Genomic DNA, 26,110 nt, shown 5'->3' on the forward strand with positions numbered 1-26,110 from the left:
TCACGGTTTGATGCCGCTCCTTTGATAGCATTTATTGCAGCAAAGGAGACGAACTATGGGAACGAAACGCACGGACGAATTCCGCGCTGATGCGGTGCGGATCGCGCTGACAAGCGGGCTGACACGCAGGCAAGTTGCCTCAGATTTGGATATTGGCTTATCGACGCTGAACAAGTGGGTGACGGCGCATCGTGACACCAATGTGGTGCCTGACAAGGACTTGGAACTTGCCCGGGAGAATGAACGGCTTCGGCGAGAGAACCGCATTCTCAAGGAGGAGAGGGAGATTCTAAAAAAGGCAACGCAGTTCTTCGCGGGGCAAAAGCCATGAGGTTTCGGTTCATCGAAGAACACCGTCACGCCTTCTGCGCCAAGCGGATGTGTGACGTGCTGGGTGTCAGCTCACGCGGCCTGCGCGCCTATCGCAACCGCCCTGCCAGCCAAAGACAGAGGACTGACATGGTCGTGCTGGCCCACATCAAGGAGCAATCCCGTCTAAGCTTGGGCAGCTATGGACGACCGAGGATGACGGAAGAATTGAAAGAGCTGGGCTTGAATGTCGGCCATCGTCGGGTTGGCAGATTGATGCGTGAGAATGGCATACGGGTCGAGAGATCGAAGAGATACAAGGTGACAACGGATAGTAATCACGCCTTCAACATTGCGCCCAACCTGCTGAACCGTGACTTCCAGGCGGAGGGACCCAATCAGAAGTGGGCAGGTGACATCAGCTATGTGTGGACCCGTGAAGGGTGGTTGTATCTCGCGGTTATCCTCGATCTGCATTCACGCCGGGTGATCGGTTGGGCGGTGAGCAACCGGATGAAGCGCGACCTGGCAATCCGGGCATTGAAAATGGCTGTTGCGCTGCGGCAGCCGCCCAAGGGCTGCATCCATCACACCGATCGTGGGTCGCAATATTGTTCGCACGACTACCAGAAGCTTCTGCGCCACCATGGGTTCATGGTATCGATGAGCGGCAAGGGCAATTGTTATGACAACTCTGCCGTCGAGACCTTCTTCAAGACGATCAAGGCAGAGCTGATCTGGCGGAGACCATGGCATACGCGAAGAGAAGCAGAGCTGGCCATCTTCCAATACATCAACGGCTTCTACAATCCGCGAAGGCGGCACTCAGCACTGGGTTGGAAAATCCCGGTCGCTTTCGAAAGGAAAGTGGCCTAAACGAGCACGTGGGGCGGCACAAAAACGCGACAGGTCCACAACACGCGCGCCGGAGATGCTGGTGTCAGCAATCAGGCACAGGTTTTCGCGGCTGCAATCGTCTATCACTGCCAGGATGCGGAGTTTCCGGGATGGGCCGAAGCTGTCAGCCAGGAAGTCCAGAGACCAGCGCGCATTGGGATACGCAGCCTCCGGCATCGGGGAGCGCGTTCCACGGGCCCGCTTGCGGCCGCGCCGCCGCTTCACTGACAACCCTTCTTCCCGGTAGAGCCGATACAGTTTCTTGTGGTTCATTTTCATGCCCTTGCGCTCAAGCAACACGCCAATCCGGCGGTAGCCGAACCGGCGCCGCTTTCCGGCGATCTCCTGCATCTCCTTGCGGATCTCAGGGCAGTCCGGCGGGCGTTCGCGCCGGACTGTCTTTGGGTCGACACCGACAAGCCGACAGGCCCGGCGCTGCGAGATGCCGTGATCCCGCATCGCCCTGAGCGCCGCCTCTCGCCGCTTGGTCAGCGTCGTCAGTTCTTTCCCAGAAGATCCTTCAGAACCACATTGTCCAGCATCGTATCGGCCAGCAGCCGCTTCAGCTTGGCGTTCTCGTCCTCCAGCGCCTTCAGCCTCGCGGCCTCCGACACCTCCATGCCGCCATACTTGGACTTCAGCTTGTAGAACGTTGCCGGGCTGAGCCCGTGCCTGCGGCACACCTCCGCCGTCGGCATGCCTGCCTCTTGCTCCTTGATCATCCCGATAATCTGCGCCTCGGTAAAACGGCTCTTCCGCATTCGTCTGCTCCTCTAGGGTTGGGCAGACTCTACATCATGGTGAGGGATTTCGCGGGGGGCAGGTCAGATCCTCGAACATTATTTCGACCGCCTTTCTCAAAGTTTTGGATCGCCAAGTAGATCAGCTTTGTTGCAGCGTCCGCGGTCGGGAATGATCCTCGCGTCCTTAGCGATTTGCAGATTACACGGTTCAAGCTTTCAATTGCGTAGGAGAGCCAGAATTTGGCGCCCTCGTTGTCAGCGATCCAAAGACCAAGAACCTCGCGCACGCCATCCCTGCTTACACCAAGAGCCACGTAGACGGCTTTGTTCTTGACCATGCGACTATCCACTACCCGGCAGGCATTGCGAAGTGATGTCCCGAGAGGGGCCTGACGGATTTCGACCCTAGGGCGTCAAAAATCCCTCAACTTAGGCCGTCCGTTTACCGACACATTATCGATATCCTCTAGCTTAAAGCCGCGCACCAAGGACGGTATCATCACGCAGACCAATACGAAGATCGGCAGTCCCACGACGGTAATCACCTGCTGCAAAGCGGTCAGCCCGGTGTCGCCGGTCAGCAGGATCAGCATCGCCGCGACCAGCCCTTCGGCAAGACCCCAAAAGACCCGCTGGCGCACGGGGCCGGGTTTGGCATGGCCGGTGCAAAGCATATCGACGACCAGTGAAGCGGAGTCCGACGAGGTGGCAAAGAAAATCGCCACGATGATGATCGCCACGCCTTGGACGAAGAGCGTGAAGGGGAAATGCTCAAGAAAGACGAAAAGTGCGAGTGGGATGCTCTCTGCCACCGCCCGGCTGATCTCGCCCGCCTGATCGCCCATCGCTTCCCGCGCCGCCGTGCCGATGCCGTCAAAGCCGATGGCCTGCCAGCCGAAGATCGAGAACCAAATTAGCGTGAAGGCCGTGGGCGCAAGCAGAACGCCGAAGACGAATTCGCGAATGGTCCTGCCGCGCGAAATCCGCGCCACGAACAGCCCGATGAAGGGCGACCAGGTCACGGTCCACGCCCAGTAAAAGACGGTCCAATCCCCCTGCCAGCCCCAATCCCCGTTTGACGGGTTCCGATTGGCCAGCATATCGTTCCAAAAGGCCAGCCGCGGCAGGTTTTGCAGATAAAGCCCCGCGGTTTCGACGATGCCACGTAAAAGAAACAGGGTCGATCCGGTCACCAGCACAAAGAGCATCAAGAGAACCGCCATGCCGATGTTGATGTTCGACAAAAGCTTCACCCCGCTGTCGAGCCCCGCCACGATCGAGCCGACAGCGACCATGGTCAGCACGGCGAGGATCATGATCTTCAAAAAGGTCGAAGCGTCCCAGCCAAAAAGCTCGGACAGCCCCGCCGCGATCTGCGAAGAGCCGAGACCGAGGGACACCGCAACGCCGAAGATCGTGCCCAAGATGGCCACGATATCAATGGCTTTGCCCACTGGCCCGTGAACACCCTCACGCAGCAGGGGATAGAAAACCGAGCTGACGCGCACCGGCAGATCATAGCGGTTGATGAAATAGGCGAAGGCCAGACCGGGCAGCGTGAAAATCGCCCAAGTGTGCAGCCCCAGGTGATAGATCGCGATTGAAATCGCATCTTTCGCCGCCTGTTCCGAATAGGGTTCCACCCCCGGCAGGGGCGGTTTCTGAAAATGGCTGATCGGCTCTGCCACGCCCCAGAACATGAGAACGGTGCCGATGCCCCCGGCGAAAAGCATGGTGAACCACGACAGGTTCGAATACTCCGGCTCAGAGCCTTTCGGCCCCAATCGGATATGGCCGTGGCGCGACGCGGCGGCCCAAATCAGAAAACCCAGCCAGACATTCACGCCCAGAATGAAGAACCAGCCAAGATTGGTCACGACCCAAGCCCGACCCACGGCGAAGATGTCTCCGATGGGTTCGGGGACCGCGATCAAAAGCAGAACGAAAAGCGCGGCGAGCCCGGCTGAAATGAAAAAGATGACCGGGTCCGTTTTCAGACCAAGACGCCGTGCGAGATTTTCCACCTATTTTTTCCTTTATTGTTCGTTTCCTTGGTCGGCCCTGCGGCCCCTCTAGGGCATCACCGGAGCCTCGCCTTTGGATGACATGTCCGGCTCATCACGGCTGCGGATCTCCATATTCCCGCGCAGACGCGGCAGGGCTTGGGGATGCTCTTTTTGCAGCCAATCGATCATCTTCTCGCGGATTTCACAGCGCAGATCCCATGCCTGCGGCGAGGTCCGGGCGCTAACAAGGCCACGCACGGCGATACTGTCTTTCTCGGTCTCGGAAACCTGAAGGTTGACCACCTGCCCGTCCCATAGGGGCGAGGCTTTGGCCAGTTCCTCAAGCTTCGCGCGCATTTCGCCGATCGGCACCGTGTAATCGAGATACCAAAACACCGTGCCGATGATCGACGCGCTTTCGCGGGTCCAATTCTGAAAGGGCTTTTCGATGAAATAAGACAGCGGCACCACCATGCGCCGCCAATCCCACAGACGCACGACGACATAGGTCGCGAAAATCTCTTCGACCCAGCCCCATTCGTCTTCGACGATCACCACATCTTCGAGCCTGATGGGCTGGGTAATGGCGATCTGAAGCCCCGCAATCAGATTGGTCAGCACCGGGCGGGCCGCCAGCCCGACGACCAGCCCCGCCGCCCCGGCCGAGGCGAAAAGCCCCGCCCCGTATTTCTGCACGCTCTCAAAGGTCAACAAAACGCCAGCGGCTGTGAAAATCCCCAAGATGATGGTCACGGTCCGGCGCAGCACCCGCGCTTGGGTCACGAACTTGCGGGCCGAAAGATTGTCTTCGACATCCAACCGATGCCGCCGCACGGCGCGTTCGGCGAAATGATTGGTCAGAAGGATCAGCGTCCAGCCGACGAGGATGATCAGCAAGACCAGAAACAGATGCGCCGCCCCGTCCTGCCAACCGTAAAGCCGCACATTGGGCAGAACCCAAGCAAGCGCTGCAACCACAGCGGCAAGGCGCAGCGGCCTGCGCGCCCGGCGCAGCAAAGACCGCCCGGTGATGTTCTTTTCCGAGATCACGCGGTCGAGAATACGGTATCCGATCCAATGCACCGCCAGCCCCGCCGCACAGGCCAGAAGCACGGCAAGCAGGGGGCTGACGAAATCGGGCGCGGCCTCAAGCTGCGTTGCAATACCTGTCGCTATGCGGTCCAGCGTCTCCATCGCTTAGGCCCACCAAACCACCATCGCCAGCGTGGCCACGACAAGCAGCCCGGCCCAGAGGGTGCGATCCTGCCACAGCGGTTTCTCCCATTGGGTAAAGATCTCCTTGGCTTCTTCCCCCTGCCAGACAAGGTCTTTGATATTCTCTTTTTCCTTCGGCGAGGTGGCGTAGGAAATACCGAAATGCAGGATGATCCCGATGGTCATCATGATCGAGGACATCACCGTATAGTGGATTTCCGGCAGCCCCATATAGGCCCAGTAATTCGTCACCTCTTTCAACACGAAAAGCGGAATGCCGATGATGAGGCCAAACATGATCGTCCAAAACGCGCCGTTGCCGTTCAACCGTTTGAACATCAGGCCGAGGATATAGACCACCACGATGGTCGGCACGATATAGGACAGCGAGGATTGGAAATAGCTGAACAGGCTTTCAAACCCGGCAATCATCGGCGCATAGATCGCACCAAAGACCATGACGCCCGCGGTGACCAGTTTGCCCATCCAGACCTGACGTTCTTCGCTCACGTTGAACATCGGCTCGACAAAGTCCTTTACCACCAAGGTCGAGGCAGAGTTCAGGGCGGAGTCAAGCGAAGACATGATCGCCGCAATCAACGCCGCCATGATCAGCCCGCGCACGCCAATCGGCATCAGCTCAAACGCCAGCGTGGGGAAAGCAAGGTCAGGCGTTTCAAGATCGGGGTAGAGCTTGAGCGCGATCACCCCCGGCAGCACCATCAAAAAGATGTTCGGCAGTTTCAGGAAACCGGCGAAGATCGCCCCGATCTGCCCTTCTTTCAGGTCCTTCGCGCCCAGCGTCCGCTGCACGACGAACTGGTTGATCGTCCAATAGTAAAAGCCCAGTAGGATAACGCCCAAGAGCCCCGTCCACGGCAGGAAATCATCGTCCGCGGGCAGGATCATATGGGTCATATCTTCGGGCGTGCCGGTGAACAGTTCCTCCCAGCCGCCGATCTCATCAAGGCCGATCCAGAACAGGGCGGCGGCCCCGATGATCAGCAAAATCGCCTGCACCGTATCGGTCACGACCACCGCCGAAAGACCGCCCAGAATGGTGTAGATGCCCGCGACCAAAGCCAGCACGGCGACGGCGGCCCAAAGGTTGAGGTAGCCGGTGACATTCGAGATCACCAACCCGCCCGCATAGAGCGCGCCCGCCGTGTCGATGAACATGATGGCGAGGATGGTGAAAAGCGAAAACGCCCGGCGCGAACGGACGTCATAGCGTTCTTCCAGAAATCCCGGCACGGTTGAGATTTTGGCCCGCAGGTAAGACGGCAGAATGAAGATCGCGAATAGGATCAAGACCAGCGCCGCGGTCCATTCGTAGTTGAAGATCACGACGCCATTCGCATAGGCCCCGCCCATCAGCCCCACAAAGCTGGAGCCGGACATGTTGGAGGCGAAAAGCGAGAAGCCGATCAGATACCAAGGCAGGGAGCGCCCGGCGAGGAAGTAATCCTCGGACCCGCCGGATTGTTTGCGCGAAACGTAAATACCATGGGCGACGACACCGATAAAATAGGCCACGACAATCGCATAGTCGATCAGGTGCAGGTCAAATTTCGCGCTCTCCATCTTGCTCTCCTAAAATATGCCTTGCGCTTGGTTCCGAAATTGAAACGCGCCCCCGGGGGCTCAGCCCTCCTCTTCCCAAGGCTCCATTTCTTGCAGCTCTTTCTCGGTCGCCGAAACATAGGCCCGCAGATCGTCTCCGCCCAAACGGCGCAATTCGATCATATCGAGCGGCACGGCGACCTGCGTTTCGCCCAGACCGAGGAAGCCGCCGATGTCGAGGATCACCATCTTGATCTGACCATCTTCGCTAAAGGTGACCTGCGAAATCTCACCGATCCAATTGTCGTTCTGGCCAAAAGCCGCCAGCCCGAGGAATTCTTCGGAATCCAGATCGCTCAATTTAACGATCTCGATCTTCTCGCCGCCCTCACGCATATCGGCAGCGCGCAGGCGCACGTCGTCTTCGTTGTATTCGGGGGCGGCTTTCAAGTCTTCTTTCTGGCCGGTATAGAGCAGAAAGAATTCGTTCTCTTCATCCGCATCCGGCAGGAACCGCAGATCATCAAGCGACAACACCCGTGTCGCCCCCTTGCCCAGAAATCCGCCCGCATCGACAATGATCCCACGCAGGGTGCCATCGCGGCTGATCACCACTTCGGACACCTGCCCGGCCATGGTCCATTCTTCCAAAGGCTCTTTCAATTCTTCGAGGTCGATATCGGCCAACGGCGCATCCTTGGCGGGCAGAAACAGCTTGTGGCCATTCAGGCTCGACAGGGCGATCATCGTGTCTTGGGGAATGAATTGCGGTGTCTCAGTCTCGGATCGCAGTGCCGTGGCGGCGAGGCTGCCAATCAGCGTAATTGCTAGAAGTGGCGCATTTCTCATGACTATCTCCTGCTGAAAATTCGGGCGGGCAAGGCCGGTAGCATCATGGGGATAACGGTAACTTGATGAGATAGTTCCCTTGTTACGTGAATTTACAGAACCTGCACCGCCAGCGCGCCCGCGTAGATCACCAACAGGCCGATGCTTTCCCAACCGATCCCCTTGCGCTGGCGAAAGATCAGGCCGAGGATCAGAACCGCCGTCATCATCATCGCCACGGTGAGCCAAAACAGGTCATCCGCCGTGATCGCGTGATAGAGCGAGCCGTCGCGATACCCGATGTCCGACAGGGTCAGGAACAGCGTGTCGAAAGTATTGCCGCCGATGATCCCGCCCACGGCCAATTGCAGCGCCCCGCGCCGCACCGCGACGAGGGTGGTGACAAGCTCGGGCAGAGAGGTGAGCACCGCCGTCATCGTGGCCCCCACCACGGTATCCGACAGATCGAACCGGTCCGAGATCTCCGCCGCGATCCGCGCCACGGCGAAGCCGGAAAGACCCATCAGCACCAGCAAGATCAGAAAGGGCACAACCAATGCGCCCACGGGTTTCTCGGCCTCTTCGTCGTCCTCGGGCTCATCCGCGCGGGTGTCCGAGGTGGATACCGGATGCCACATCGGCTCTTCCCGCAGCCGGGCGGTGGCACGCATGCCATAGGCGTAGAGCGCGAACAGCGCGACACTGGCGGGATGGATGCCCCAGAACGCCACCTCCGGCGCGGTGAAGGCCATCAGCGGCACCGTCAGCAGAAGCAGCAGCAACCCCGCCTGAAAGACATTGGCCAGATCAGCCGCCGCATGTTCGAGGTTGGCCCGCCGATAGATCATGTCCGCCAAGGCCAGAAAGGCCGTCTGCGCCGCGATGCCCCCGATGCCGTTCGAAAAGGCCAATGAGGCCCGCCCGTCCAGCGCCGAGGTCAGCGAGACGACGGTGCCGGACATGGAAGTGGCCGCGCCGAGCAGGGCCGCGCCAACCAGCGCCTCCCCCCAGCCGGTCCGGTCCGCGATCTGGTCGCTGAGCCCCGTCATACGGTAGCCAGTCACGAGAATGATAAGCCCGGCGAGACCGCCAAGAGCGAAGAGGATCGGGGTGGAAAGGCTTGCAAACATGCCCGGTCAACGCGCGAGGGGGCGATCCGTTCGCGCGGATTAGTGAAAAAGTTCACAAAGTTCCGGAACCCCACGGGAAGTTTACCGTTGTTGTGATGCAGACCTATTTTTCAAGCGGAGCCGCAATTTATGGCAAAGCTCTTTTCACGGCGAGCTATTTTAGCCCAAATCGCACTTGGTACAGGTGCCGCGACAGTCGGATTGCCGGTGCAGCACGCCTTCGCCGCCCGCGATGATCGGCCTTGGGCGTTTTTCACCAATGACGAAGCGCGGTGGATGGCCGCCGTGGTCGATGTTTTCATTCCGCAAGATGAGTTTCCCTCGGCCTCGCAAGCCGGTGTTGTCGACTTTATCGATTACCAGATGGCCACGGCCTATGGCGCGGGGAAAGGGCTCTACCTTGAGCCGCCTTTTCCCGATGGGGCTGTTGCCGAACAGGGATATCAGCTTGAATTCACACCGGCCCAACTCCTTCGCCAAGGGATAGAACAGGCGCGCCAATTGGGGGATTTTGCCACGATGGATGCCACCGCTCGCGCCGATCATGTCGAAGAACTATCGAACCGGGATGATTTTATCGGCACTCTGATCGCCGAATTGTGGAAGCTGACGCGGCAGGGTTATTTCGCCGATCCGATCTATCTGGGCAATCACGATTACGCTGGCTGGCGCATGGTCGGGTTTCCGGGGGCGCATGCCTATTACACCGAGCGGGTGGACGAGCACGAACGCTCGGTCACGCCGCCGCCGCGCGGCATTGCCCATGATCGTGGCGGCTCCCCCTACCCGCCCCGCGCGATTGGCGGAGGGTCTGACTGATGGCACCCAGAACGCTTCCCAAAACCGATGTCTTGATCATTGGCGGCGGCTGGACCGGCCTGACCGCAGCCTACGAATTGGCCCATGCCGGGCAGCGCTGCGTCGTGCTGGAGCGGGGCAAGCAACGCCATACCGCCACATCCTTCGGCGCGCCCGAGGAACATGACGAACTCAAATACGCCCACCGCTACGAACATATGGTCGACGTCAAGAAAGAGACGCTGACCTTCCGCCACAACCGCGACCAACAAGCGCTGCCGATGCGGCGGCTGGGGTCTTTCCTGCCCGGATCGGGCTTGGGGGGCGCAGGCATCCATTGGAACGGCCAGCTTTGGCGGCCCCTGCCCTCTGACCTTGAAATGCGCAGCCATTACGAAGAGCGCTACGGCAAGGATTTCATCGGCCCCGACCTCAGCATTCAGGACTGGGGCGTCACCTATGATGAGCTTGAACCGCATCTCGACTTTTTCGAACGGATTTGCGGAGCCGCCGGGCAGGCTGGCAATTTAAACGGCGAGGCGCTTGCCGGGGGGAACATTTTTGAGGGGCCGCGCAGCGCGGATTACCCCAACCCGCCGATGCGCCAGCCGATCTCCAACACGCTCTTTGGCAAGGCGGCCGAGCGGATGGGGTTGAACCCTTTCCCCATGCCCTCGGCCAATGTGACCAAAGCCTATGTGAACCCCTATGGCGCGCAGCTGCACCCCTGCACCTATTGCGGCTTTTGCGAGCGTTTCGGCTGCGGCTACTATGCCAAGGCCGACCCGATCATCTGCGTCTATGACCGGATCAAGGACCACGAGAATTTCGAGATCCGCCTGAACGCACAGGTGTTGCGCATCGAGAAGAGCGAAGACGGCAAGACCGCCACCGGGGCGATCTATCTTGATGAGAACGGCGAAGAGGTCTTTCAGCCCGCCGACACGATCTGCATGAACGCCTATGCGCTGTGGAACGTGCATCTGATGCTCGTCTCCGGCCTTGGCAAACCCTATGACCCCGAGACCCGCACCGGCGTCGTTGGGCGCAACTACAGCTATCAAACCGTGGCCGGGGTCGATGCCTTCTTCGACGACAGTGTGAAAACCGACCCCTATATGGGCGCGGGCGCGCTCGGCGTGGTGATCGACGATTACAACGGCGACAATTTCGACCATAGCGATCTGGGGTTCGTCGGCGGTGGTTATATCGCCTGCAAGCAGTACCATGGCCGCCCCATCGGCTATCAGCCGGTGCCCGAAGGCACGCCGAAATGGGGCGCGGAGTGGAAACGCGCGGTGCGCGAGAACTACAATCATCACGCCGATCTGGTGGTGCATGGCTCCTCGGTGTCGACGCCCGAGAATTACCTCGACCTCGATCCGACATGGACCGATGCCTATGGCCGCCCGCTGCTGCGCATGACCTTCGATTTCCCCGAGAATGACCGCAAGATGTCGGACTATGTGATGCAGCGCGCGATGGAAGTCGCCCGCGAGATGGACAATGTGACTTCCGTCAGCGGCAGCAACAACGCGGCGATCGACAGCCACTATGACATCGTCCCCTATCAGACCACCCATAACGTCGGCGGCGCGGTGATCGGCACCGACCCCGAAACCAGCGTGGTCAACCGCTATGGCCAGATGTGGGATCATCACAACGTCTTCGTTTTCGGTGCCTGCCTGTTCCCGCAGAACCTTGGCTACAACCCCACCGGGCCGCTGATGGGCCTCGCCTATTGGACGCTTGAACACATGAAACGCGACTACCTGCCGAACCCCGGCCCCTTGATGGATGCCTAAGACAGATCGAAAGGACCGCCCCATGACATTCCGTACCGTTCTGACGACCTGTAGCGCGATCGCCGTTCTCGGCATTTCCGCCGGTTTCATCCGCGCCCAGAATTACGAGGCCGCCCCCGGCATCTCGGCGATGGAGCAACGTTTGCAAGACGACGTTCTGCGCTTCAACGCGACGGTGAACACCGAGGTCGACGACGATGTGCTGGAGCTTGGCCGGCTGGTGGCCATGGGCGGATCCGAGGCGGGCGACAGCGGCATGGCCTGCATCACCTGCCACGGCGGCGATGGCGCGGGCGACGGCTCGGGCGCCTTCCCACGGCTGGCCGGTCAGGCCGGGTGGTACACCTATAAGCAGCTCAAGGACTATGCCTCGGGCGACCGGCAGAACCGCGTCATGTCGGGCATCGCCAAGAAGCTGACCGAAGAAGAGATGGAAGCGGTCGCGGCCTATTACGCCACGATCTCGGCCCCCTACACCCCGCCCTTGGGCGATGTGGACGGCATGACATTGCAATGGGGCGGCCAGCTTGGCGCGGTCGGCTCGGCTGAGCGCGGCGTGCCCGCTTGTGTGAATTGTCACGGGCCAAGCGGCCTCGGCAATCCGCCCTCGGTGCCCTACCTTGCCGGGCAATATGCCAGCTACATGGCGCATCAATTGCAAATGTGGAAAGAGGGCAAGCGCGACAATGACGTGGACAACGTGATGTCCGCCATCGCCAAGAAGATGACCCAGAAAGACATCGAAGCCGTCAGCGCCTATTACAACCGTGTCCGCCCGACGCAGCCGCTGCCGCCCGAGACCTCACCGCTGTTGGAGCCTTCCACGGCGCCGACGCAGTGAGCTGAGGCATGCGCGTCTTCACCGTCATATCGGTTCTGCTGCTGACCGGCCTCGCGATGGTCTGGTCGGCCTTGCCGCCGCAAAGCAGCCTTGCCGCCGCTGTGTCAGGCCCGATCCGAGAAGCCTCGCGGCAGGTGTCGGACTGGGCCCGGATCAACATTCGCCAAGGTCTGGTGGAAAAGACCCCGGATTACGAAGCCGCCTCGCGCCGGTTTCTGGATGCCGACCCGCAGCGCGGGGTTGCCCTGATCCGCCTTCATGGCTGCGGCGCTTGCCACCGCGTGCCGGGGCTGCGCGATGCCCAAGGCACCGTTGGCCCTGATCTGCATGACTTCGCCCGACAATCCTATGTCGCGGGCGTTTTGCCGAACCGCCCCGGCGATCTGACCCGTTGGTTGATGAACCCGCCCGCCCATAGCCCTGAGACCGCCATGCCGAACCTTGGCCTGAAACGTGACGAAGCGCGCGACATCGCCGCCTATCTTCTGGGATCGGAGGTGCGCGAATGAGCGAGACCGCACAGTCCACGCTTGGCGAATACGGCGTGCAATCCGCCCTCGCGCCAGAGGGGGTCGGCGCCACGGCGATCAACGGGCTGACCATCGGCATGACGGTCGCTTTCGGCGTGGTCTTCGTGCTACTGCTGCTCTTTGTCTGGGGCGTCCTCGCCGGTAAGCTCGCCCCGCGCAAATGGTGGATCTGGGCGGGGGGCATTGCCCTGCCGCTCGTCTCGGTGCTGATCCTGATGGGTTTTTCCACCGTCATCCTGCAACGCATCACCTTGGAAGACCCCAAGGCGCTGGTCATCGAAGTGACCGGCAAACAGTTCTGGTGGGACGTGGTCTATGACCCCGAAGGCTGGGCCATGCGCGGTGCCAATGAGATCGTCATTCCCAAAGGCCGCCCGGTGACCTTTCGCTTGAAATCCAGCGACGTGATCCATTCCTTCTGGGTGCCCAAGCTTACCGGCAAGATGGATATGATCCCGGGCCGGGTGAACAGCCTGCCGGTCATGGCGACCGAAACGGGGCGTTTTCGCGGGCAATGTGCTGAGTTCTGCGGGCTGTCGCACCCCAAGATGGCCTTTGAGGTCGTCGTAATGGAGCCGGAAGCCTTCGACGCTTGGATGCAGCGCAGCAGTGGCGAGGCGCGAGACGCGGCCACCACGGAGTTGACCCGCGGGCGCGATGTCTTTGTCGAGGCGGGGTGCCCCGCCTGCCATACCATACGCGGCGTGGCTGAGACCGGAACGCTCGGGCCCGACCTGACCCGCGTGGGCGCGCGTGGCAGTCTTGGCGCGGGGATGTACCGCATGAACCAAGGCACGCTCGCGGGTTGGATCGCAGACCCGACCGCGATGAAACCGGGGGCCAAGATGCCTTCTTACAACCATCTGCCGGGGCCCGACCTGCGCGCGCTCTCGGCCTATCTGGCGAGCCTTAAATGACGGACCGTAAAGCATATGTCGTGGATCTGCCCGAGGATCAGACCTATTCCGGCAGCGCCAAGGGCGCGCCTGACAAGGGGTTCGAGCAGATTTGGGATTACCCGCCGGGCATCCGCTATCTGTCCTCGGTCAGCCACCGGGTTGTTGGCAAACGCTTCCTCGTCACCGGCTTCGTCTTTTTCCTGATCGCTGGTTTCCTCGCCCTGCTGGTGCGCACCCAACTCATCGTGCCGGACAATACCTTCCTTGATTCCGAGACCTACAATCAGGTCTTCACGATGCATGGCACGATCATGATGTTCCTCTTCGCGATCCCCATGCTGGAGGGCTTCGCGGTGCATCTCATCCCGCTCATGGTGGGCGCGCGCGACCTTGTGTTTCCGCGGCTCGGGGCATTTGGCTATTACTGCTACCTCTTCGGCGGCATCATCGTGCTGTCGTCCTTCGTCTTCGACGCCGCGCCCGCGGGGGCTGGTTCATGTATGTGCCGCTCTCGACCAGCGCCTATACGCAAGACCTTTCGGCGGATTTCTGGCTCATCGGCATCACCTTCGCCGAGATCGCCAGCGTGACCGCGGCGGTAGAGATTATCGCCGCGATCCTCTGCACCCGCGCGCCGGGGATGAGCCTGACCAAGATGCCGATCCTAATGTGGTATCTGCTGATCACCGCCTTCATGATTGCCGTGGGCTTTCCGCCGCTGATCATCGGTTCGATCCTTCTGGAGGCCGAGCGCCTTTTGGGTCTGCCCTTCTTCGACATCGCGCTTGGCGGCGATCCCCTGCTCTGGCAGCACCTGTTCTGGCTCTTCGGCCACCCGGAGGTCTACATCATCTTCCTGCCCGCTGCGGGCATGGTGGCCACGATGCTGCCGACCTTCGTCGGCAAACCGCTCTTCGGCTACGGTTTTGCCGTGGCGGCGGTGGTGACGATGGGTTTCCTCAGCTTCGGCCTCTGGGCGCACCACATGTTCGCCACGGGCCTGCCGGTGATGTCGCTGACGCTGTTCTCGGCCGCCTCGACGATGGTGGCGATCCCGACGGGGGTGCAGATCTTCTGCTTCCTCGCCACGCTGGCACAGGGAAAGCCGCGGATGGAGGTGCCGATGCTCTTCATCCTCGGCTTCCTGTTTATCTTCGTGCTGGGCGGCCTCACCGGCGTGATGGTGGCCGCCGTGCCCTTCAACCTGCAGGCCCATGACAGCTACTTCGTGGTGGCGCATCTGCACTATGTGCTGATCGGCGGCTTCGTCTTCCCCATGTTCGGCGCGCTTTACTACTGGATGCCGCATTTCACCGGGCGGATGATGTCGGACACGCTGGGCCGCTGGGTCTTTTGGCTGATGTTCATCGGGTTCAACGTAACCTTCTTCATGATGCATCTCACCGGCATGCGCGGCATGCCGCGGCGGATCGCCAGCTACCCCGAGGGGCTGGGCTGGGACCGGCTTAACATGCTGTCGTCGATCGGCTCTTACATTCTCGCCGCGGGCGTAGTGCTCTTTGTCTTCGACTTCTTCTGGCACCAGCGTCACGGGCTGCGGGCGCGGCGCAACCCTTGGGGCGCGGGCACACTCGAATGGCTCTATCCGCCGATCCCGCCGGGGTTCAACTTTCACGCCATTCCCACCGTCCGCTCGCGTGAGCCGCTTTGGGATCAGCCCGAGCTGCTGGACCGCCCGGCCCATAAGGTCGAAGGCGCGCTGCGCCCCACCACCGACCACCGGCGCGAGACCATGGGCAATGACCCTGTGACCGGCGCGCCGATGCAGATCGTGCGCCTGCCCCATCCGACATGGGTGCCGCTGATCACGGCCTTCGGTCTGGCGCTTGGTTTCGGGGCGACGCTGGCCTCGGCCTATTGGCTGGTGGCTGTGGGTTTCACCATCGCGCTGGCGGGGATCACCGCCTGGATTTGGGAGCCGTCGGACAGCGGCGTGCTGCGCGATAGCGGCTTGGGCAAACTGCGCCTGCCGGTCAATATCGTCGATCCGCGCAGTCACCTGCATTTGGCAGTGGTGGGGACGATGCTGATCTCCGCCGCGCTCTTTGCCTCCTTGCTCTTTGCCGGGCTTTACCTGTGGAACACCCAGCCCCATTGGGCCGAGACGACCCCCGCCGCTGATCCGCTCATGGCGGGTCTGGCAGCCCTCGCCGCTCTGGGCCTGCTGCTGTTCAGCTGGGCCAGCCGCCGGGCGGCCTATGGGGCCAAGGTCAAATCAGTCATCGCCGTCGATCTGGGACTGGCCGTGGGGGCCATCGCCTTGGGCGCGCTGTTGTTCCTGTCGATCCAAGAGGTCGATCCCTATGGGTCGGCCTATGCCGCCGTGGGCTGGGCGCTCTTCGCCTTCGTGGCGGGATACCTTGCCGTGGTGCTCTACTGGTCGCTCATCAATGCGCTGCGCAAAGCCGTGGGCGCGGTCCAGCCGGGGCAGATGCTGCCCAACCTGCTCATCGCCACATTCGCCAAGGTGGTGGCCATCATGGGCGGGGTCACGGCGGCGGCCTATCTGCTGGCAGGAGGCGCGATATGAGAGGTCTGACCAAAGGCATCGCCAAACCGGCCCTGCTCTGGGCGCTGCATTTCACGCTGATCTACGCGCTGATCTCGGCCGCCTGCGCGCCGCGCGCGCTGTTGGGGCAAGACCATCTGCTAATCACTGCCGTCGTGCTGACGCTTGCCATGGCAATGGTGCAAATCTTTTGGATGTGGCGGGGCGCACATAGCGGTCGGCGGTCGGACCTGAACCGGGATGAGACCGCCCTTCTGCGCGCAGGATGGTGGACTGGGCTGATCTCGCTCATCGCCACGCTGGCCAATCTAACCCCGGTGCTGATCCTGCCCGGCTGCCACGGATAGAGAGAGAGGAGACCCCTCATGCAACAGGACGCCTATACCCCATTCTGCGGCACACCGCCCTCCCCGGAGAGCTTTTGACCCGCTGGACCCTCGACCCCTTCCTGCTGGTCGGGCTGGTGGCCTTCGCGGCCCTGCTTTGGTCGCGGGCCGAGCGGCGGGGCCAAGCGCTGAGCGGTGCAGCGCTGGTGGCCTTCTTGTTCATCTCCCCGCTCTGCGCGGCCTCGATGGCGCTGTTCTCGGCCCGGGTGGGGCAGCATATTCTGCTCACGCTGATTGCCGCACCGATGATCGCGGCGGCGCTGCCGAAGGTACGGCTGCCCCTCTGGCCCCTCGCCTTGGTCTTCGCCCTGCTGTTTTGGGGATGGCACAGCCCGACGCCCTATGCGGCGACCCTGCAGTCTGACCTTGTCTATTGGGCGATGCATCTGTCGCTGACAGGCTGCGCGATTGCGCTTTTCATGGGGTTTCGCGGTGCCGGAGCGCAGGCGGCGGTGCCTGCGGTCTTTACCGCGGCACAGTTGACCGCCTTTGCGGTGACCCTCACCCTCGCCCCCACGGTGTGGCATGGCTGGCACGAGCTGACCGCCCTGCCCTATGGGCTTTCCGCCTTGGCCGATCAGCAACTGGCGGGCGCGTTGATGTGGGTCGCGGGCGGCGGGCTGTTCATGGTGCTGGTGGCGCTTCAAGTGCGGCAACTGCTGCGGCATGACACGCTGGCCCAAAGCGCGGGCTGAGCGGATTAGCCTGCCGCGAAGGCTTTGGTCAGGTCTTCCTGCCTGTCGCGCGGCAGCACCACGATCAGAACGTCGCCCTCTTGCAGGGTGACATCCCGCCCCGGCAACTGCTCTTCCCCGTCGCGGATCAGCGCGACAAGGCGGCCTTGCCCCGGCAAGTCCAACCGCGCCCCGGCCAAACGCTCGGGCACGGTGACGCGGGTCAGCAGCAGATCGTCCTGTAGCAGCGGCTCTTGCATCGCGTCGTCATCGCCGGTCAGCATATCCACGATGTCTTCGGCGACTTTGGCATGGGGGTTGATCACATCGTCCAAACCCAATTCGCAACAGACCCGCAGCAGCGCATTCGAAGTGATCTGCGGGATCACCCGACCATAACCGATAGAGCGGCCAATGAGCGCCGCCAGTATGTTGATCTCGGAGGCATTGGTCACGGCGATGCACACATCGTCTTCGTCGCGAAAGGCTTCGCGCAGCACATCGGGGTTGCTGCCGTCACCCTCTATCATGCCGCAGTCGATCCGCTCTGCCGCTTGCTCCAACAACTCGCGCGACTTGTCGATCAACACGACCTCGCGGTCGGTCTCGATCAACTCCTCCGCAATGGCGAGGCCAAAGCTCGACGCGCCGATGATGACGATACGCATGGGTAATCTCCTAACTTGGGCGGGTCCAACTGCGTGGCAGCAAAAGCGCCAGCACCGCGATGAATTCCAACCGGCCCAGCCACATGGCGAAGGCGACCGAGAGTTTCAGATCGCCGGGCATGTCCGCCCCCACCGCCCCGGTTGAGAGGCCCACGGTCGAAAGCGCTGAAATCGTGTCGAACAAGGCGGGCAACGGGGGTAGCCATGGGCCACGAAGTGAAACCACAAGAGCCCCGCAAAGCTGAAATAGATGAGCACCAGCGCCAAAAGCGACACAACCGCTTCGGTCGAGACGGGCCGGCCACTGTGGCGCAGGGGGGCGATGGCATGTTCAGTGAGCCGCACATGCTGCACCGCATGGACCACTGCGCCGATACAGACATGCAGACGGCTGAGCTTTAGCCCCCCGCCGTCGATCCGGCATCGCCGCCCCAAAGCATCGCCAGCAACAGGATAAGCAAGGCCGGGCCCGCATCATAGACCGGCCCCGTAGAAAACCCCGCCGTCGTCAGCCCCGAGATCAGGTTCAGCGCATGGGCGTAGAGCGTAAGCTCGCGATCTTGGGAGGTGGTCAGCACCGCGGCGAGGTAAATGACCAAGGCCAGTGCAATCGCCACGAGCACCCGCTGGACCGAGCCGAGCTTCCAAGCCTCACGGTGCCGCCCCTGGCCGACAAAAACAAAGACCAGCAGCGATATCGCGCCCAACACGCAGGACAAGATAACCATGCCCTGCCCGAGCGGAGAATAGCTGGCCAGACTGTCGGCGCGCGGCGAGAAACCGGCGGTCGAGATGGCGGCGAGGGTCAGCACCAGAGCCTCACGCCAATCGGGGATCACCAGCATGGTCAGCAGCACCATCACCAAGGTCAGCGCGCTATAGACGGTCAGAAGCTGCCGCGCCTGCTCTCGGGTTGAAGCAATGCGATCCCCCTGCTGGATATCGACCCGCCCCAGACGCCGCGCCGGGCGGCCCCGCGGCAGCAGCAGAGCAAGCACCGCCGTGGCGATCACCAAGCCGCCGCACCATTGCATCCAGCCGCGCAGGACGTGCCCGCGAAGGGCCAGCTTTCCGCCTCCTGCGCGACCGTAAGGCCGGTGGTGGTGATGCCGCTCACCGCCTCGAAGAACGCATCTATGAGGGGCATGCCAAGGGTGACGAAAGCGGGTGTGGTCAACAGCGCGGCGATGAGAAAGACCAAGGCCACGGTCATCATCGCCTCCATCCCGCGCAGATCATCGGGCAGCGGGCGCGACCGCACCGCGACATGCACCATGCCCGAGAGGACAACAGGCGCGAGCAGGACCAGCGCCAGCAGCAAATCCCCCTCAGCCAATGCCCAAGCACCGGGTGGCAGGCACAGCGCGCCAAAGATCGGCGCGTGTTTGCCGAGGGTCAGCGCAATCACACGCGGCCGCGCGACGGTCATCACGGTCGAGGATCCCGACCGGAAGAAAGAGGCCGGGCGAATTGCCATCAGCTTGGGGCCATCTGTATCCGTGGTGGTGTAGCTTTATTCCGCATCAGGCGGCGTCTGCTGGTAGTATAGGGCAACCGCACGGATTTCCTCATCGCTAAGCGATTTGGCGATGTCTTCCATGACGTTAAGCGGCCCATTCGCCCGGTCGCCATTCTGCCACGCCACCAGTTGATCGGCGATATACTGCGCCGACTGCCCTGCCAAACGCGGGATCGCCGCGCCGCTTGTGTCGCTGCCACCGTGGCATTGGTTGCAGGCTGGCACGCTGTCACTGCCAGAGGCCGCAAGCGCGCCGCCCTGTTGCACCACATCCGTCGGGGCACCGTGATCGAACTTGGACAGTTTCGGCGCGACGGAGGCGTAGTAATCCGCCACGGCCAAACGCTCTTTTTCAGTCAACTGCGTGGCGATGGGCACCATGATCGGCGAAAACCGTTCACCCGCCATGAAGGCCTGAAGCTGCGCTTCGATATAGTCGGCAGGCAGCCCGGCCAGACCGGGCATCTCGCCCAAGCCCGCGCCTGCGTCATCCAGCCCGTGGCACGCCATGCATTTCATGCCGACACCACCCTGCTGCGCGCCGCCCGAGGCGACGGTGCGGCCCAAAGCGGTATCCGGGGCACGTTCCACGCCGCCATCATCGGCGTCGTCGAAGAGCGGTGGCGGAGACTGCGCCGCGGCAGCACAGGCGATGAAGGTGGCAAAGGGAACAAGAATTGAAAGTCGCATGGTCTACCCCTCCTCCAAATCGGCGAACTCGGCCCGCATACGCTTGACCTCTTCGGCGGTGACATCACCTTCGTAGTCATTGCCCAAGTTGGTTTGGATGTAGGACACGATCGCAGCGACCTGTTCATCATCCAGCCAATCGGCAAAGGCCGGCATGGCGCCATTGCCTTCAAGGATCAGGTTCACCGGATAGCGCTTGTGCCCCAGCCGCGGGTTGGCGGCCAAAGCGGGGTATTTCCCGGCGCCATATGCCCCCTCGCCCTCTGGCCCGTGACAGCCCGAACAGGCGCGGCGGTAAAGTTCGGACCCTTCGCTATCGGTGAATTTCTCGGTGGTGGAGCCCAGATCACGCCGACCGGCATCGACCTGAGAATTGTCCTCCTGCGCAAGGCTCGGCGTGGCGAGCGCCATGAGCAGGGGAAAGATCAGATAACGCATGGTTCAACCCTCCTTCACCGCGCGGTCATGGACCTGTCGCACCGCATCCAGCGCCGAGAGCAGAGAGCCTTCCTGCCAGCCCGGCAGATAGCTGATATGCTCCCCCGCGCAGACGAAACGGTTGTCCATGGTTGCGGCGATCTCATAATCGCGGCCCCGGTCATCCCAATCGGAGTAACAGCCCAGCATCCACGGCACCCGGTGCCAACTCAGCACCACACCGCTGCTGAATTCATCCCGGTACTGCGGGTGGATCCGCGCGCCCTGCTCCAACACGGTTTCAAGCCGCTCTTCGGGCGACATCGAATTGAAGGCATAGGCATGTGGCCCATAGGCATAGCAGCCCAGCAGCACGCCCGGACCATCGGAATGCATCTCAGCCGAGGGATAGCTGATCTCGGCAATCGGCAGGTCGGTCAGGGTGATGCCGCCATAAATTTGCTCATCCCGTTCCCAAAAGCGGCGCTTCATCTCCAGCCCCGCTTTCACCGCCTCATGGTAATGCAGCGCCCGCATGACGCGGCGCATGTCGCCAGAGACATCAACATCAAGCTGGCTGAGCACGGTGAAGGGGATGGTGCAGATACAGTAATCCGCCGTTTCAACCCCGCCGCTGCCTTCGCCATCGGCGCTGGAATACTCGACCTCGACCCCGCTTTCGGTCTGCCGGATCCGGTCAACTTTGGCGTTATAGGTGATCGTATCGTCCACCTCGCGGGCGAAGGCATGGGCGATCTCCTCCATGCCGCCCACGGGCTGGAACATCGGCGCATGGTGGCGGTAGGTCGTATGGTTGCGCATCTTTTCCCAAAAGCGGGATTTCAGCAGGTCTTCCAAGGCAATCGGCTCAGAAGGTTCAGGCGCGGCGTTGTAAAGCCCCCCGCCCGGCGCGCCATTCTCAGGATAGCCGCGGTATTCAGCGGTATCGAGACTGGCCTCATAGCTGTAATCGTTGTTGAGGATGCCAAAGGATTTCAGGGATTCCAAAAGGATCTCCGTGTCCTCTTTGGTCAGCGCGCTATCAAGCCGCCCTTTATCGACCGATTTGGCCAGCAATTCCGTGATCTGGCCCACGTAATCCGCCCAAGCATGGCCATAGCGAATTGGTTTGCCGTCAAATGCCGTTTGCGAATGGAGATAGGCGTTTTGGTTTTCCTGAACGAATACTTCGAGCGGGACGTTCAACCGGTGGCAATAGTCCAAGAGCGCCAGATGGTGATGCGGGATGCGCCACGGGCCGATGTTGATATATTGCCCTTTGGAGAATTCGACCTTTTGCTTATAGCCGCCCAATTCTTCGAATTCATCGCCGCCTTTGAGGGTCCAACAGCGGCCCCGGCGCGCTTTTGATACTCTAGGATGCTGACTTCGTAGCCCGCGTTGCGCAGTTCCAGCGCGGCGCACATGCCCGCAAGACCCGCCCCAGCACAACAACCTTGCGCCCCTGAGGCGCGCCGGAAAGTTCGATGGGGCCTTTGTAAGGGCTTTGCCGGGCATGCCCGAGGGAGGACATGGCGTGCAGCATGGTGGAGGAACCAGCGGCCAGACCGATCATTTTCAAAAGATCGCGCCGTGATGGGGGCCGGACGTTGGAGGGGTGGGACATAAAGACCGCTCCTATTTCAGGTAAATTTTTTGACCAATTAACGAAAGAACGCCCGCCGTAGGTCATTGTTCCAAGAAGGTCGGAAAAATCACGATCCGCCGCGATTGAGGTTCATTGCATCGAGCAAGACATTGACCTGCGCGGCGTCCTGCGGCGGCACGAGGCCAGTCGCATCCTTGCCTTCCAAAGTGTCCAAGAACGGCTCTACCCCCTCGCCCGCATCAAGCGGGGGAAGCTCTATGCTCTCGACCGGTTTCTGCTGGCCTCTGAGGCCGAGGTCCAGCACGCCCGCCCGCAGGCGCGCCCAACCGGCCTCGCCCACGATGTCCAACTCAAGGCGCATTTCGCTATCCGTCCAGCCCGCCTCAACCACGCCGGTGGCGGGCGGGGCCGCGAATTCGATCAGGGCCGCGCCGTGGTCATCCACCGGCCAGCCAAGCGCGTTACCCGTGACCGCATGGCCCGAGGCGATGGGGCCGACGAGCCATTGCAAAAGGTCGATGACATGCACCGCCTCATCCACGAACCCGCCATAGCAGGCGCGCGCCGGGTCGGTCATCCAGCAATCGAGGTCCAGCCAATCGGCATAGCCGCCGTCATGGGAAAAGCGTCCGCGGGCCTCTAGCACCCGGCCCAATGCGCCCCGCGCGATCCTCTCGTGCAGGTAGTTGAGCGCCGCGGACCTGCGCAGGAAATACCCCGTCGCCAAGACCAAGCCCTTTTCGCAGGCCAAGTCAGCGCAGCGGCGCGCCGCTTCGGCGCTGCCCGCCATCGGCTTTTCGACAAAGACCGGCAGACCGGCGTTCAGGGCGGCGGTGATGTCCTCCTCATGAAACACCGTTTCGCTGCACACAATCGCGCCGCGCACGTCCAATCGGGCAAGATCAGACAAGGCCACCCGACTGGCCTTGAGTTGGGCACAAAGCGCCTCTTGGCGCGCCTCATCCCGGTCGAAAACCTGCGAAACGCGCCAGCCGCGCTGTTCGATATGCGCCAGATGGTCGGACAGATGCACATGCGCCCCGCCGAGTAGAACCAAATTCTTGTCAGTTGTCATGGCTGTTTCCTCCCGCATCAATCGCCCAGCAGAAAGCGCGACAGCATGATCTGAACCGCAAAAACAGTGTCGCCGCCTTCGGTGTGGTTCACATAGCTGAGCAATGAAGCATCGAGCGGCGCGTTGCCATCGTCGAGATCGTAGTTCACCCCGACCTCATAGCCCGTATAGTCCAAAATATCGTCCCGCTCGACAAAGGCATAGGCATCAACCCGGTCGTTGAACGTATAGCCGCCTTCGAGCTTATAGACCCAATCGCCCCGCTCCGGCTCGACCCCCAGATCGACGGTGGCCCGCCACTCCTCGCTCACGCTATAGTCGAATTTGCCATGCAACTCGCCGCGCACATCTCCCGTCTCATCGCGCAGAAAGCGGGTGTAATAGGCGTCATAGGCCAGTTTCTCCGTCAGATCGCCACGGTGGCCCAGCGTAAGTTCGAATTGCGCGTCATCCCTTGGGTCGTCCAGCGATAGAACGAGGGCGTGGAAATAGGCCGGGCCATAGGCGACCTCTGCAAAAGCCTCGATCTCCGCGCTTTCGGCGGCACCGGGGCCATCGTTGAGACGGTAAAAGAATTTCGGCGTGACGCCCACCTCTAGGCTCCAATCCGAGGCAGAGGTGTTCCGCTCCATCTCTGGGGCTGAGGTGGTTGTCTGATCCACCGTTTGCGCCAAGACCCCGCCGGGGGCCAGAAGGCATATGATCGATATGGTTTTGTGAAACTGTGGCATCCTTTTCTGCCTTTCTATGAAATCGGTTAATATTCGCGGGGTCCAATTTGCCCCTTCTGCGTGCGTGAGATGGCGCCCGAAAAATGCCCGGGCGATACGAAAAAGCAGCGCGATTTTCTCGCGCTGCTTTGCCGTTCACTTCTCTTGCTTCACCACCTTTTGCGGGTTCTTTGGATCGAACTCCTCGGGGCGGTGCGCCGCGCCTTCGTGGTCGTCCTGCGCATTGTGGCGCTCACGATGGGGCGGGCGTTTCTCTTTGGCGTGATCTGGCTCGTTTGGCATGTCACTCTCCTATTTTGCTATGCGGCGGTGGCCTGCATGCCGGGTTTAAGGACCACTTTGGTCCAGTCGTTCTGATCGAAGCGGAAGTTGTGATAGCCCTTAGCGGCCTGCTCCAGCGGCAGGCGGTGGCTGATCATGAAGCGGGTGTCGATCTCGCCCTCGGCGATGCGGTGCAACAGCTCCTTGGTGTAGCGCTGCACATGGGTCTGGCCGGTGCGGATTTGCAGACCTTTCTCCATCATCGCGCCCAAGGGGAACTTGTCGAGGAAGCCGCCATAGACGCCGGGCACCGAGACGCGACCGCCCTTGCGGCAGGCCATGATCGCTTCGCGCAGCACATGGCCCCCATCGGCACCGACGCCGACGGCCTGTTTGACGTTGTCCATCATCGTATCGGGCGCGAAACCGTGGCTTTCCATGCCGACCGCATCAATCACAGCATCAGGGCCGTGACCGCCCGACATCTCCATCAGCGCCTCCAGCACATGGGTCTGGGTGTAGTCGATCACCTTGGCCCCCATCTGCCGCGCGAGGTTCAGCCGGTTCGGATAGTGGTCGATCGCGATGACCTGCGCGGCCCCCATCTTGAGCGCGCTTTGCACGGCGAAAAGCCCCACCGGGCCACAGCCCCAAACGGCGACGGTGTCACCCTCTTCGATGTCGGCGTTTTCGGCGGCCATCCAGCCGGTCGGGAGAATATCCGACAGGAACAGCACATCGTCATCGTCGAACCCTTCGGGAATGACGATCGGGCCGACATCGGAGAAAGGCACCCGCACATATTCTGCCTGCCCGCCGGGATAGCCGCCGGTCAGATGAGAATAGCCAAACAGCCCGCCAACCGCGTGGCCGAATTGCTTTTCGGTCAGATCCTGTTTGTCCGCCGGGTTGGAGTTGTCGCAGGCCGAATACTGGGTCTTTCTGCAGTGAAAGCAGGACCCGCAGGAGATGGTGAAAGGCACCACCACCCGCTGGTCTTTCTTGAGGGTGCTCTTGGGGCCGGTCTCGACCACCCGGCCCATGAACTCATGGCCCAGAATATCGCCCGCCATGACGCCGGGGATCACGCCATCATAGAGGTGCAGGTCAGAGCCGCAGATCGCGGTCGAGGTGACTTCGATAATCGCGTCGCGGGGGTTGACGATTTCCGGGTCCGGGACCGTATCGACCCGCACGTCGTGCTTGCCTTGCCATGTCAATGCGCGCATGTCTCTCTCCTCACTTGTCCGATTTGCGATTGGCGGAGGTGGCGATCTCGCCGGTCTCCATCAGCATTTTGAACCGCTTCAAATCCCGCCGCCCCTGAAGCGCGGGTTCGGCCTGAAACAGCTTGGCGATCCAGCGCCCCAACTCCCCGGCGGGCGGGTTATAGGCGATGATCGCCTCCACCTCGGTGCCCCGGTCGCCCGGCGCGTCGCGGAACGAGACTTTGCCCTCGGTATCGATCTGCGAACTGTCGAGGGCGCGCCACGCGATCTCTTCCCCCGGTTTGTCACTGACCACCTCGGTCTCGACCCGCAGGTCTGTTCCCGCCGGGCCTGCGATCATCCAACGGAACTGATCCTTGGCGGCGTCGATTGGCTCGACCGCCTTCACGTTCTCCATGAACTCTGAGAGCTTCGTGAAGTCGCGCCAGTGGCGGTAGAGTTCGTCACGCGGACGGTCGATCGTCACCGTGCGTCCGACAACGGCATAATCCCCGAAACGCGCCTGTTTCGCACTGCGCCCGGGCGCGGAATCTGCTGGCCGATGGCTCAGCCCGTCACGATCCCGCCGCGCGGTGTAGAGCGCATAGGCAGACGCCCCGGCAAGCGCACCGACGCCGAGCCCCCAGAACAGCGAGCTTTGCCGCTCTGTCAGCGCGTCCCGCGCGCCTTCGGCGGCGCTGCGTTGGTCGTAAGGATAAGATGTCATCAAGAAACCTCCTGTTGCTGAATATGGCAGACCGAGTGTTTCAACTGGAAC

Annotated in this window: 25 protein-coding genes and 3 pseudogenes; 9 read left to right on the forward strand and 19 right to left on the reverse strand. The window is 61.6% G+C overall.

The features are described 5' to 3' along the window. Positions 1-55 precede the first annotated feature (55 nt). A protein-coding gene (locus tag CUR85_RS04135) for an IS3 family transposase (protein WP_280321862.1) occupies positions 56-1,185 on the forward strand; the annotation gives its coding sequence in 2 pieces (ribosomal slippage) (positions 56-299 and positions 299-1,185; 1,131 coding nt in all). A gap of 39 nt (positions 1,186-1,224) precedes the next feature. Here the strand turns inward: CUR85_RS04135 and CUR85_RS04140 are convergent. From CUR85_RS04140 to CUR85_RS04170, 7 genes and pseudogenes are all read right to left on the reverse strand, one after another. Beyond that, a pseudogene (locus CUR85_RS04140) lies at positions 1,225-1,967 on the reverse strand (transposase); the annotation flags it as partial. A 185-nt stretch (positions 1,968-2,152) separates the two neighbouring features. Next, a pseudogene (locus CUR85_RS04145) lies at positions 2,153-2,308 on the reverse strand (transposase); the annotation flags it as partial. A 54-nt stretch (positions 2,309-2,362) separates the two neighbouring features. Beyond that, positions 2,363-3,973 carry a BCCT family transporter gene (locus CUR85_RS04150; protein WP_067263845.1) on the reverse strand — a complete coding sequence of 537 codons (1,611 nt, stop codon included), beginning with the start codon at positions 3,971-3,973 and terminating at the stop codon, positions 2,363-2,365. A 48-nt stretch (positions 3,974-4,021) separates the two neighbouring features. Next, on the reverse strand, positions 4,022-5,149 hold the full coding sequence (locus CUR85_RS04155) for a mechanosensitive ion channel family protein (protein ID WP_136720669.1): 1,128 nt from the start codon (positions 5,147-5,149) through the stop codon (positions 4,022-4,024). Positions 5,150-5,152: 3 nt separating this feature from the next. Then, positions 5,153-6,754, reverse strand: coding sequence for a sodium:solute symporter (locus tag CUR85_RS04160; RefSeq protein ID WP_136720670.1), 1,602 nt, complete (start codon positions 6,752-6,754; stop codon positions 5,153-5,155). 60 nt (positions 6,755-6,814) lie between these two features. Beyond that, complete coding sequence (locus CUR85_RS04165) at positions 6,815-7,582, reverse strand: PRC-barrel domain-containing protein (protein WP_082851996.1); 768 nt, start codon at positions 7,580-7,582, stop codon at positions 6,815-6,817. A 92-nt stretch (positions 7,583-7,674) separates the two neighbouring features. Further along, positions 7,675-8,691: a sodium:calcium antiporter gene (locus tag CUR85_RS04170; protein WP_067262704.1), complete on the reverse strand. Its 1,017-nt coding sequence runs from the start codon at positions 8,689-8,691 to the stop codon at positions 7,675-7,677. A 207-nt stretch (positions 8,692-8,898) separates the two neighbouring features. Between CUR85_RS04170 and CUR85_RS04175 the strand changes: the two genes are divergently transcribed. The 8 genes and pseudogenes from CUR85_RS04175 to CUR85_RS04210 all read left to right on the forward strand — a co-directional run bounded on the left by CUR85_RS04175 (position 8,899) and on the right by CUR85_RS04210 (position 17,175). Continuing rightward, entirely contained in the window at positions 8,899-9,510 is a 612-nt protein-coding gene (locus CUR85_RS04175; RefSeq protein ID WP_231886308.1) for a gluconate 2-dehydrogenase subunit 3 family protein, read from the forward strand. Continuing rightward, positions 9,510-11,294, forward strand: a complete 1,785-nt coding sequence (locus CUR85_RS04180; protein WP_067262700.1) for a GMC family oxidoreductase — start codon at positions 9,510-9,512, stop codon at positions 11,292-11,294. The genes CUR85_RS04175 and CUR85_RS04180 overlap by 1 nt, the downstream gene beginning before the upstream one ends. A gap of 22 nt (positions 11,295-11,316) precedes the next feature. Next, on the forward strand, positions 11,317-12,135 hold the full coding sequence (locus CUR85_RS04185) for a c-type cytochrome (protein ID WP_067262698.1): 819 nt from the start codon (positions 11,317-11,319) through the stop codon (positions 12,133-12,135). A gap of 8 nt (positions 12,136-12,143) precedes the next feature. Continuing rightward, positions 12,144-12,644 carry a c-type cytochrome gene (locus CUR85_RS04190; protein ID WP_209217573.1) on the forward strand — a complete coding sequence of 167 codons (501 nt, stop codon included), beginning with the start codon at positions 12,144-12,146 and terminating at the stop codon, positions 12,642-12,644. Continuing rightward, positions 12,641-13,582 (forward strand): cytochrome c oxidase subunit II, encoded by a 942-nt coding sequence (coxB, locus tag CUR85_RS04195; protein WP_067267234.1) that lies wholly within the window; start codon positions 12,641-12,643, stop codon positions 13,580-13,582. The genes CUR85_RS04190 and coxB overlap by 4 nt, the downstream gene beginning before the upstream one ends. After that, a pseudogene (gene ctaD, locus CUR85_RS04200) lies at positions 13,579-16,115 on the forward strand (cytochrome c oxidase subunit I). The gene coxB and the pseudogene ctaD overlap by 4 nt, the downstream one beginning before the upstream one ends. Beyond that, on the forward strand, positions 16,112-16,441 hold the full coding sequence (locus tag CUR85_RS04205) for a hypothetical protein (RefSeq protein ID WP_067267230.1): 330 nt from the start codon (positions 16,112-16,114) through the stop codon (positions 16,439-16,441). Before ctaD ends, CUR85_RS04205 begins: the two are co-directional and overlap by 4 nt. 74 nt (positions 16,442-16,515) lie before the next feature. Beyond that, entirely contained in the window at positions 16,516-17,175 is a 660-nt protein-coding gene (locus CUR85_RS04210) for a cytochrome c oxidase assembly protein (protein WP_280321888.1), read from the forward strand. Between the two features lie 5 nt (positions 17,176-17,180). Here the strand turns inward: CUR85_RS04210 and CUR85_RS04215 are convergent, their stop codons facing one another. From CUR85_RS04215 to CUR85_RS04270, 12 genes are all read right to left on the reverse strand, one after another. Continuing rightward, positions 17,181-17,822: a potassium channel family protein gene (locus tag CUR85_RS04215; protein WP_067267226.1), complete on the reverse strand. Its 642-nt coding sequence runs from the start codon at positions 17,820-17,822 to the stop codon at positions 17,181-17,183. 10 nt (positions 17,823-17,832) lie between these two features. Continuing rightward, positions 17,833-18,015: a potassium transporter TrkG gene (locus CUR85_RS04220; protein ID WP_425520109.1), complete on the reverse strand. Its 183-nt coding sequence runs from the start codon at positions 18,013-18,015 to the stop codon at positions 17,833-17,835. 205 nt (positions 18,016-18,220) lie between these two features. Continuing rightward, entirely contained in the window at positions 18,221-18,856 is a 636-nt protein-coding gene (locus tag CUR85_RS04225; RefSeq protein ID WP_280321892.1) for a hypothetical protein, read from the reverse strand. Next, positions 18,832-19,299, reverse strand: a complete 468-nt coding sequence (locus tag CUR85_RS04230) for a hypothetical protein (protein ID WP_280321894.1) — start codon at positions 19,297-19,299, stop codon at positions 18,832-18,834. Before CUR85_RS04230 ends, CUR85_RS04225 begins: the two co-directional genes overlap by 25 nt. Positions 19,300-19,335: 36 nt before the next feature. After that, positions 19,336-20,031 carry a c-type cytochrome gene (locus tag CUR85_RS04235; RefSeq protein ID WP_067267224.1) on the reverse strand — a complete coding sequence of 232 codons (696 nt, stop codon included), beginning with the start codon at positions 20,029-20,031 and terminating at the stop codon, positions 19,336-19,338. A 3-nt stretch (positions 20,032-20,034) separates the two neighbouring features. Further along, positions 20,035-20,469, reverse strand: a complete 435-nt coding sequence (locus CUR85_RS04240) for a c-type cytochrome (protein ID WP_082852120.1) — start codon at positions 20,467-20,469, stop codon at positions 20,035-20,037. Positions 20,470-20,472: 3 nt separating this feature from the next. Next, positions 20,473-21,762 carry a flavin monoamine oxidase family protein gene (locus CUR85_RS04245; RefSeq protein ID WP_280321895.1) on the reverse strand — a complete coding sequence of 430 codons (1,290 nt, stop codon included), beginning with the start codon at positions 21,760-21,762 and terminating at the stop codon, positions 20,473-20,475. A gap of 401 nt (positions 21,763-22,163) precedes the next feature. Then, positions 22,164-23,132 carry a Gfo/Idh/MocA family protein gene (locus CUR85_RS04250; RefSeq protein ID WP_169306115.1) on the reverse strand — a complete coding sequence of 323 codons (969 nt, stop codon included), beginning with the start codon at positions 23,130-23,132 and terminating at the stop codon, positions 22,164-22,166. Between the two features lie 17 nt (positions 23,133-23,149). Then, a complete protein-coding gene (locus CUR85_RS04255; protein ID WP_136720673.1) occupies positions 23,150-23,794 on the reverse strand; it encodes a hypothetical protein in 645 nt (214 codons plus the stop codon). Between the two features lie 204 nt (positions 23,795-23,998). Beyond that, entirely contained in the window at positions 23,999-24,145 is a 147-nt protein-coding gene (locus CUR85_RS04260; RefSeq protein ID WP_156505615.1) for a hypothetical protein, read from the reverse strand. Between the two features lie 17 nt (positions 24,146-24,162). Beyond that, positions 24,163-25,353: a zinc-dependent alcohol dehydrogenase gene (locus tag CUR85_RS04265; RefSeq protein WP_067261967.1), complete on the reverse strand. Its 1,191-nt coding sequence runs from the start codon at positions 25,351-25,353 to the stop codon at positions 24,163-24,165. Positions 25,354-25,363: 10 nt separating this feature from the next. Then, on the reverse strand, positions 25,364-26,059 hold the full coding sequence (locus tag CUR85_RS04270) for an SRPBCC family protein (protein WP_082851966.1): 696 nt from the start codon (positions 26,057-26,059) through the stop codon (positions 25,364-25,366). Between the last annotated feature and the right edge of the window lie 51 nt (positions 26,060-26,110).

Origin of the sequence: Sulfitobacter faviae (assembly GCF_029870955.1) — a bacterium.
In the GTDB taxonomy this organism is placed as follows: Bacteria; Pseudomonadota; Alphaproteobacteria; order Rhodobacterales; family Rhodobacteraceae; genus Sulfitobacter; species Sulfitobacter faviae.

What these genes read in the sequence shown, in the direction of transcription:
- CUR85_RS04155 (WP_136720669.1), bottom strand. Translation starts at nt 5,149, where the DNA reads ATGGAGACGCTGGACCGCATAGCGACAGGTATTGCAACGCAGCTTGAG.
- CUR85_RS04160 (WP_136720670.1), bottom strand. Translation starts at nt 6,754, where the DNA reads ATGGAGAGCGCGAAATTTGACCTGCACCTGATCGACTATGCGATTGTC.
- CUR85_RS04165 (WP_082851996.1), bottom strand. Translation starts at nt 7,582, where the DNA reads ATGAGAAATGCGCCACTTCTAGCAATTACGCTGATTGGCAGCCTCGCC.
- CUR85_RS04170 (WP_067262704.1), bottom strand. Translation starts at nt 8,691, where the DNA reads ATGTTTGCAAGCCTTTCCACCCCGATCCTCTTCGCTCTTGGCGGTCTC.
- CUR85_RS04180 (WP_067262700.1), top strand. Translation starts at nt 9,510, where the DNA reads ATGGCACCCAGAACGCTTCCCAAAACCGATGTCTTGATCATTGGCGGC.
- CUR85_RS04185 (WP_067262698.1), top strand. Translation starts at nt 11,317, where the DNA reads ATGACATTCCGTACCGTTCTGACGACCTGTAGCGCGATCGCCGTTCTC.
- CUR85_RS04190 (WP_209217573.1), top strand. Translation starts at nt 12,144, where the DNA reads ATGCGCGTCTTCACCGTCATATCGGTTCTGCTGCTGACCGGCCTCGCG.
- coxB (WP_067267234.1), top strand. Translation starts at nt 12,641, where the DNA reads ATGAGCGAGACCGCACAGTCCACGCTTGGCGAATACGGCGTGCAATCC.
- CUR85_RS04205 (WP_067267230.1), top strand. Translation starts at nt 16,112, where the DNA reads ATGAGAGGTCTGACCAAAGGCATCGCCAAACCGGCCCTGCTCTGGGCG.
- CUR85_RS04215 (WP_067267226.1), bottom strand. Translation starts at nt 17,822, where the DNA reads ATGCGTATCGTCATCATCGGCGCGTCGAGCTTTGGCCTCGCCATTGCG.
- CUR85_RS04225 (WP_280321892.1), bottom strand. Translation starts at nt 18,856, where the DNA reads ATGCAATGGTGCGGCGGCTTGGTGATCGCCACGGCGGTGCTTGCTCTG.
- CUR85_RS04230 (WP_280321894.1), bottom strand. Translation starts at nt 19,299, where the DNA reads ATGGCAATTCGCCCGGCCTCTTTCTTCCGGTCGGGATCCTCGACCGTG.
- CUR85_RS04235 (WP_067267224.1), bottom strand. Translation starts at nt 20,031, where the DNA reads ATGCGACTTTCAATTCTTGTTCCCTTTGCCACCTTCATCGCCTGTGCT.
- CUR85_RS04240 (WP_082852120.1), bottom strand. Translation starts at nt 20,469, where the DNA reads ATGCGTTATCTGATCTTTCCCCTGCTCATGGCGCTCGCCACGCCGAGC.
- CUR85_RS04250 (WP_169306115.1), bottom strand. Translation starts at nt 23,132, where the DNA reads ATGACAACTGACAAGAATTTGGTTCTACTCGGCGGGGCGCATGTGCAT.
- CUR85_RS04260 (WP_156505615.1), bottom strand. Translation starts at nt 24,145, where the DNA reads ATGCCAAACGAGCCAGATCACGCCAAAGAGAAACGCCCGCCCCATCGT.
- CUR85_RS04265 (WP_067261967.1), bottom strand. Translation starts at nt 25,353, where the DNA reads ATGCGCGCATTGACATGGCAAGGCAAGCACGACGTGCGGGTCGATACG.
- CUR85_RS04270 (WP_082851966.1), bottom strand. Translation starts at nt 26,059, where the DNA reads ATGACATCTTATCCTTACGACCAACGCAGCGCCGCCGAAGGCGCGCGG.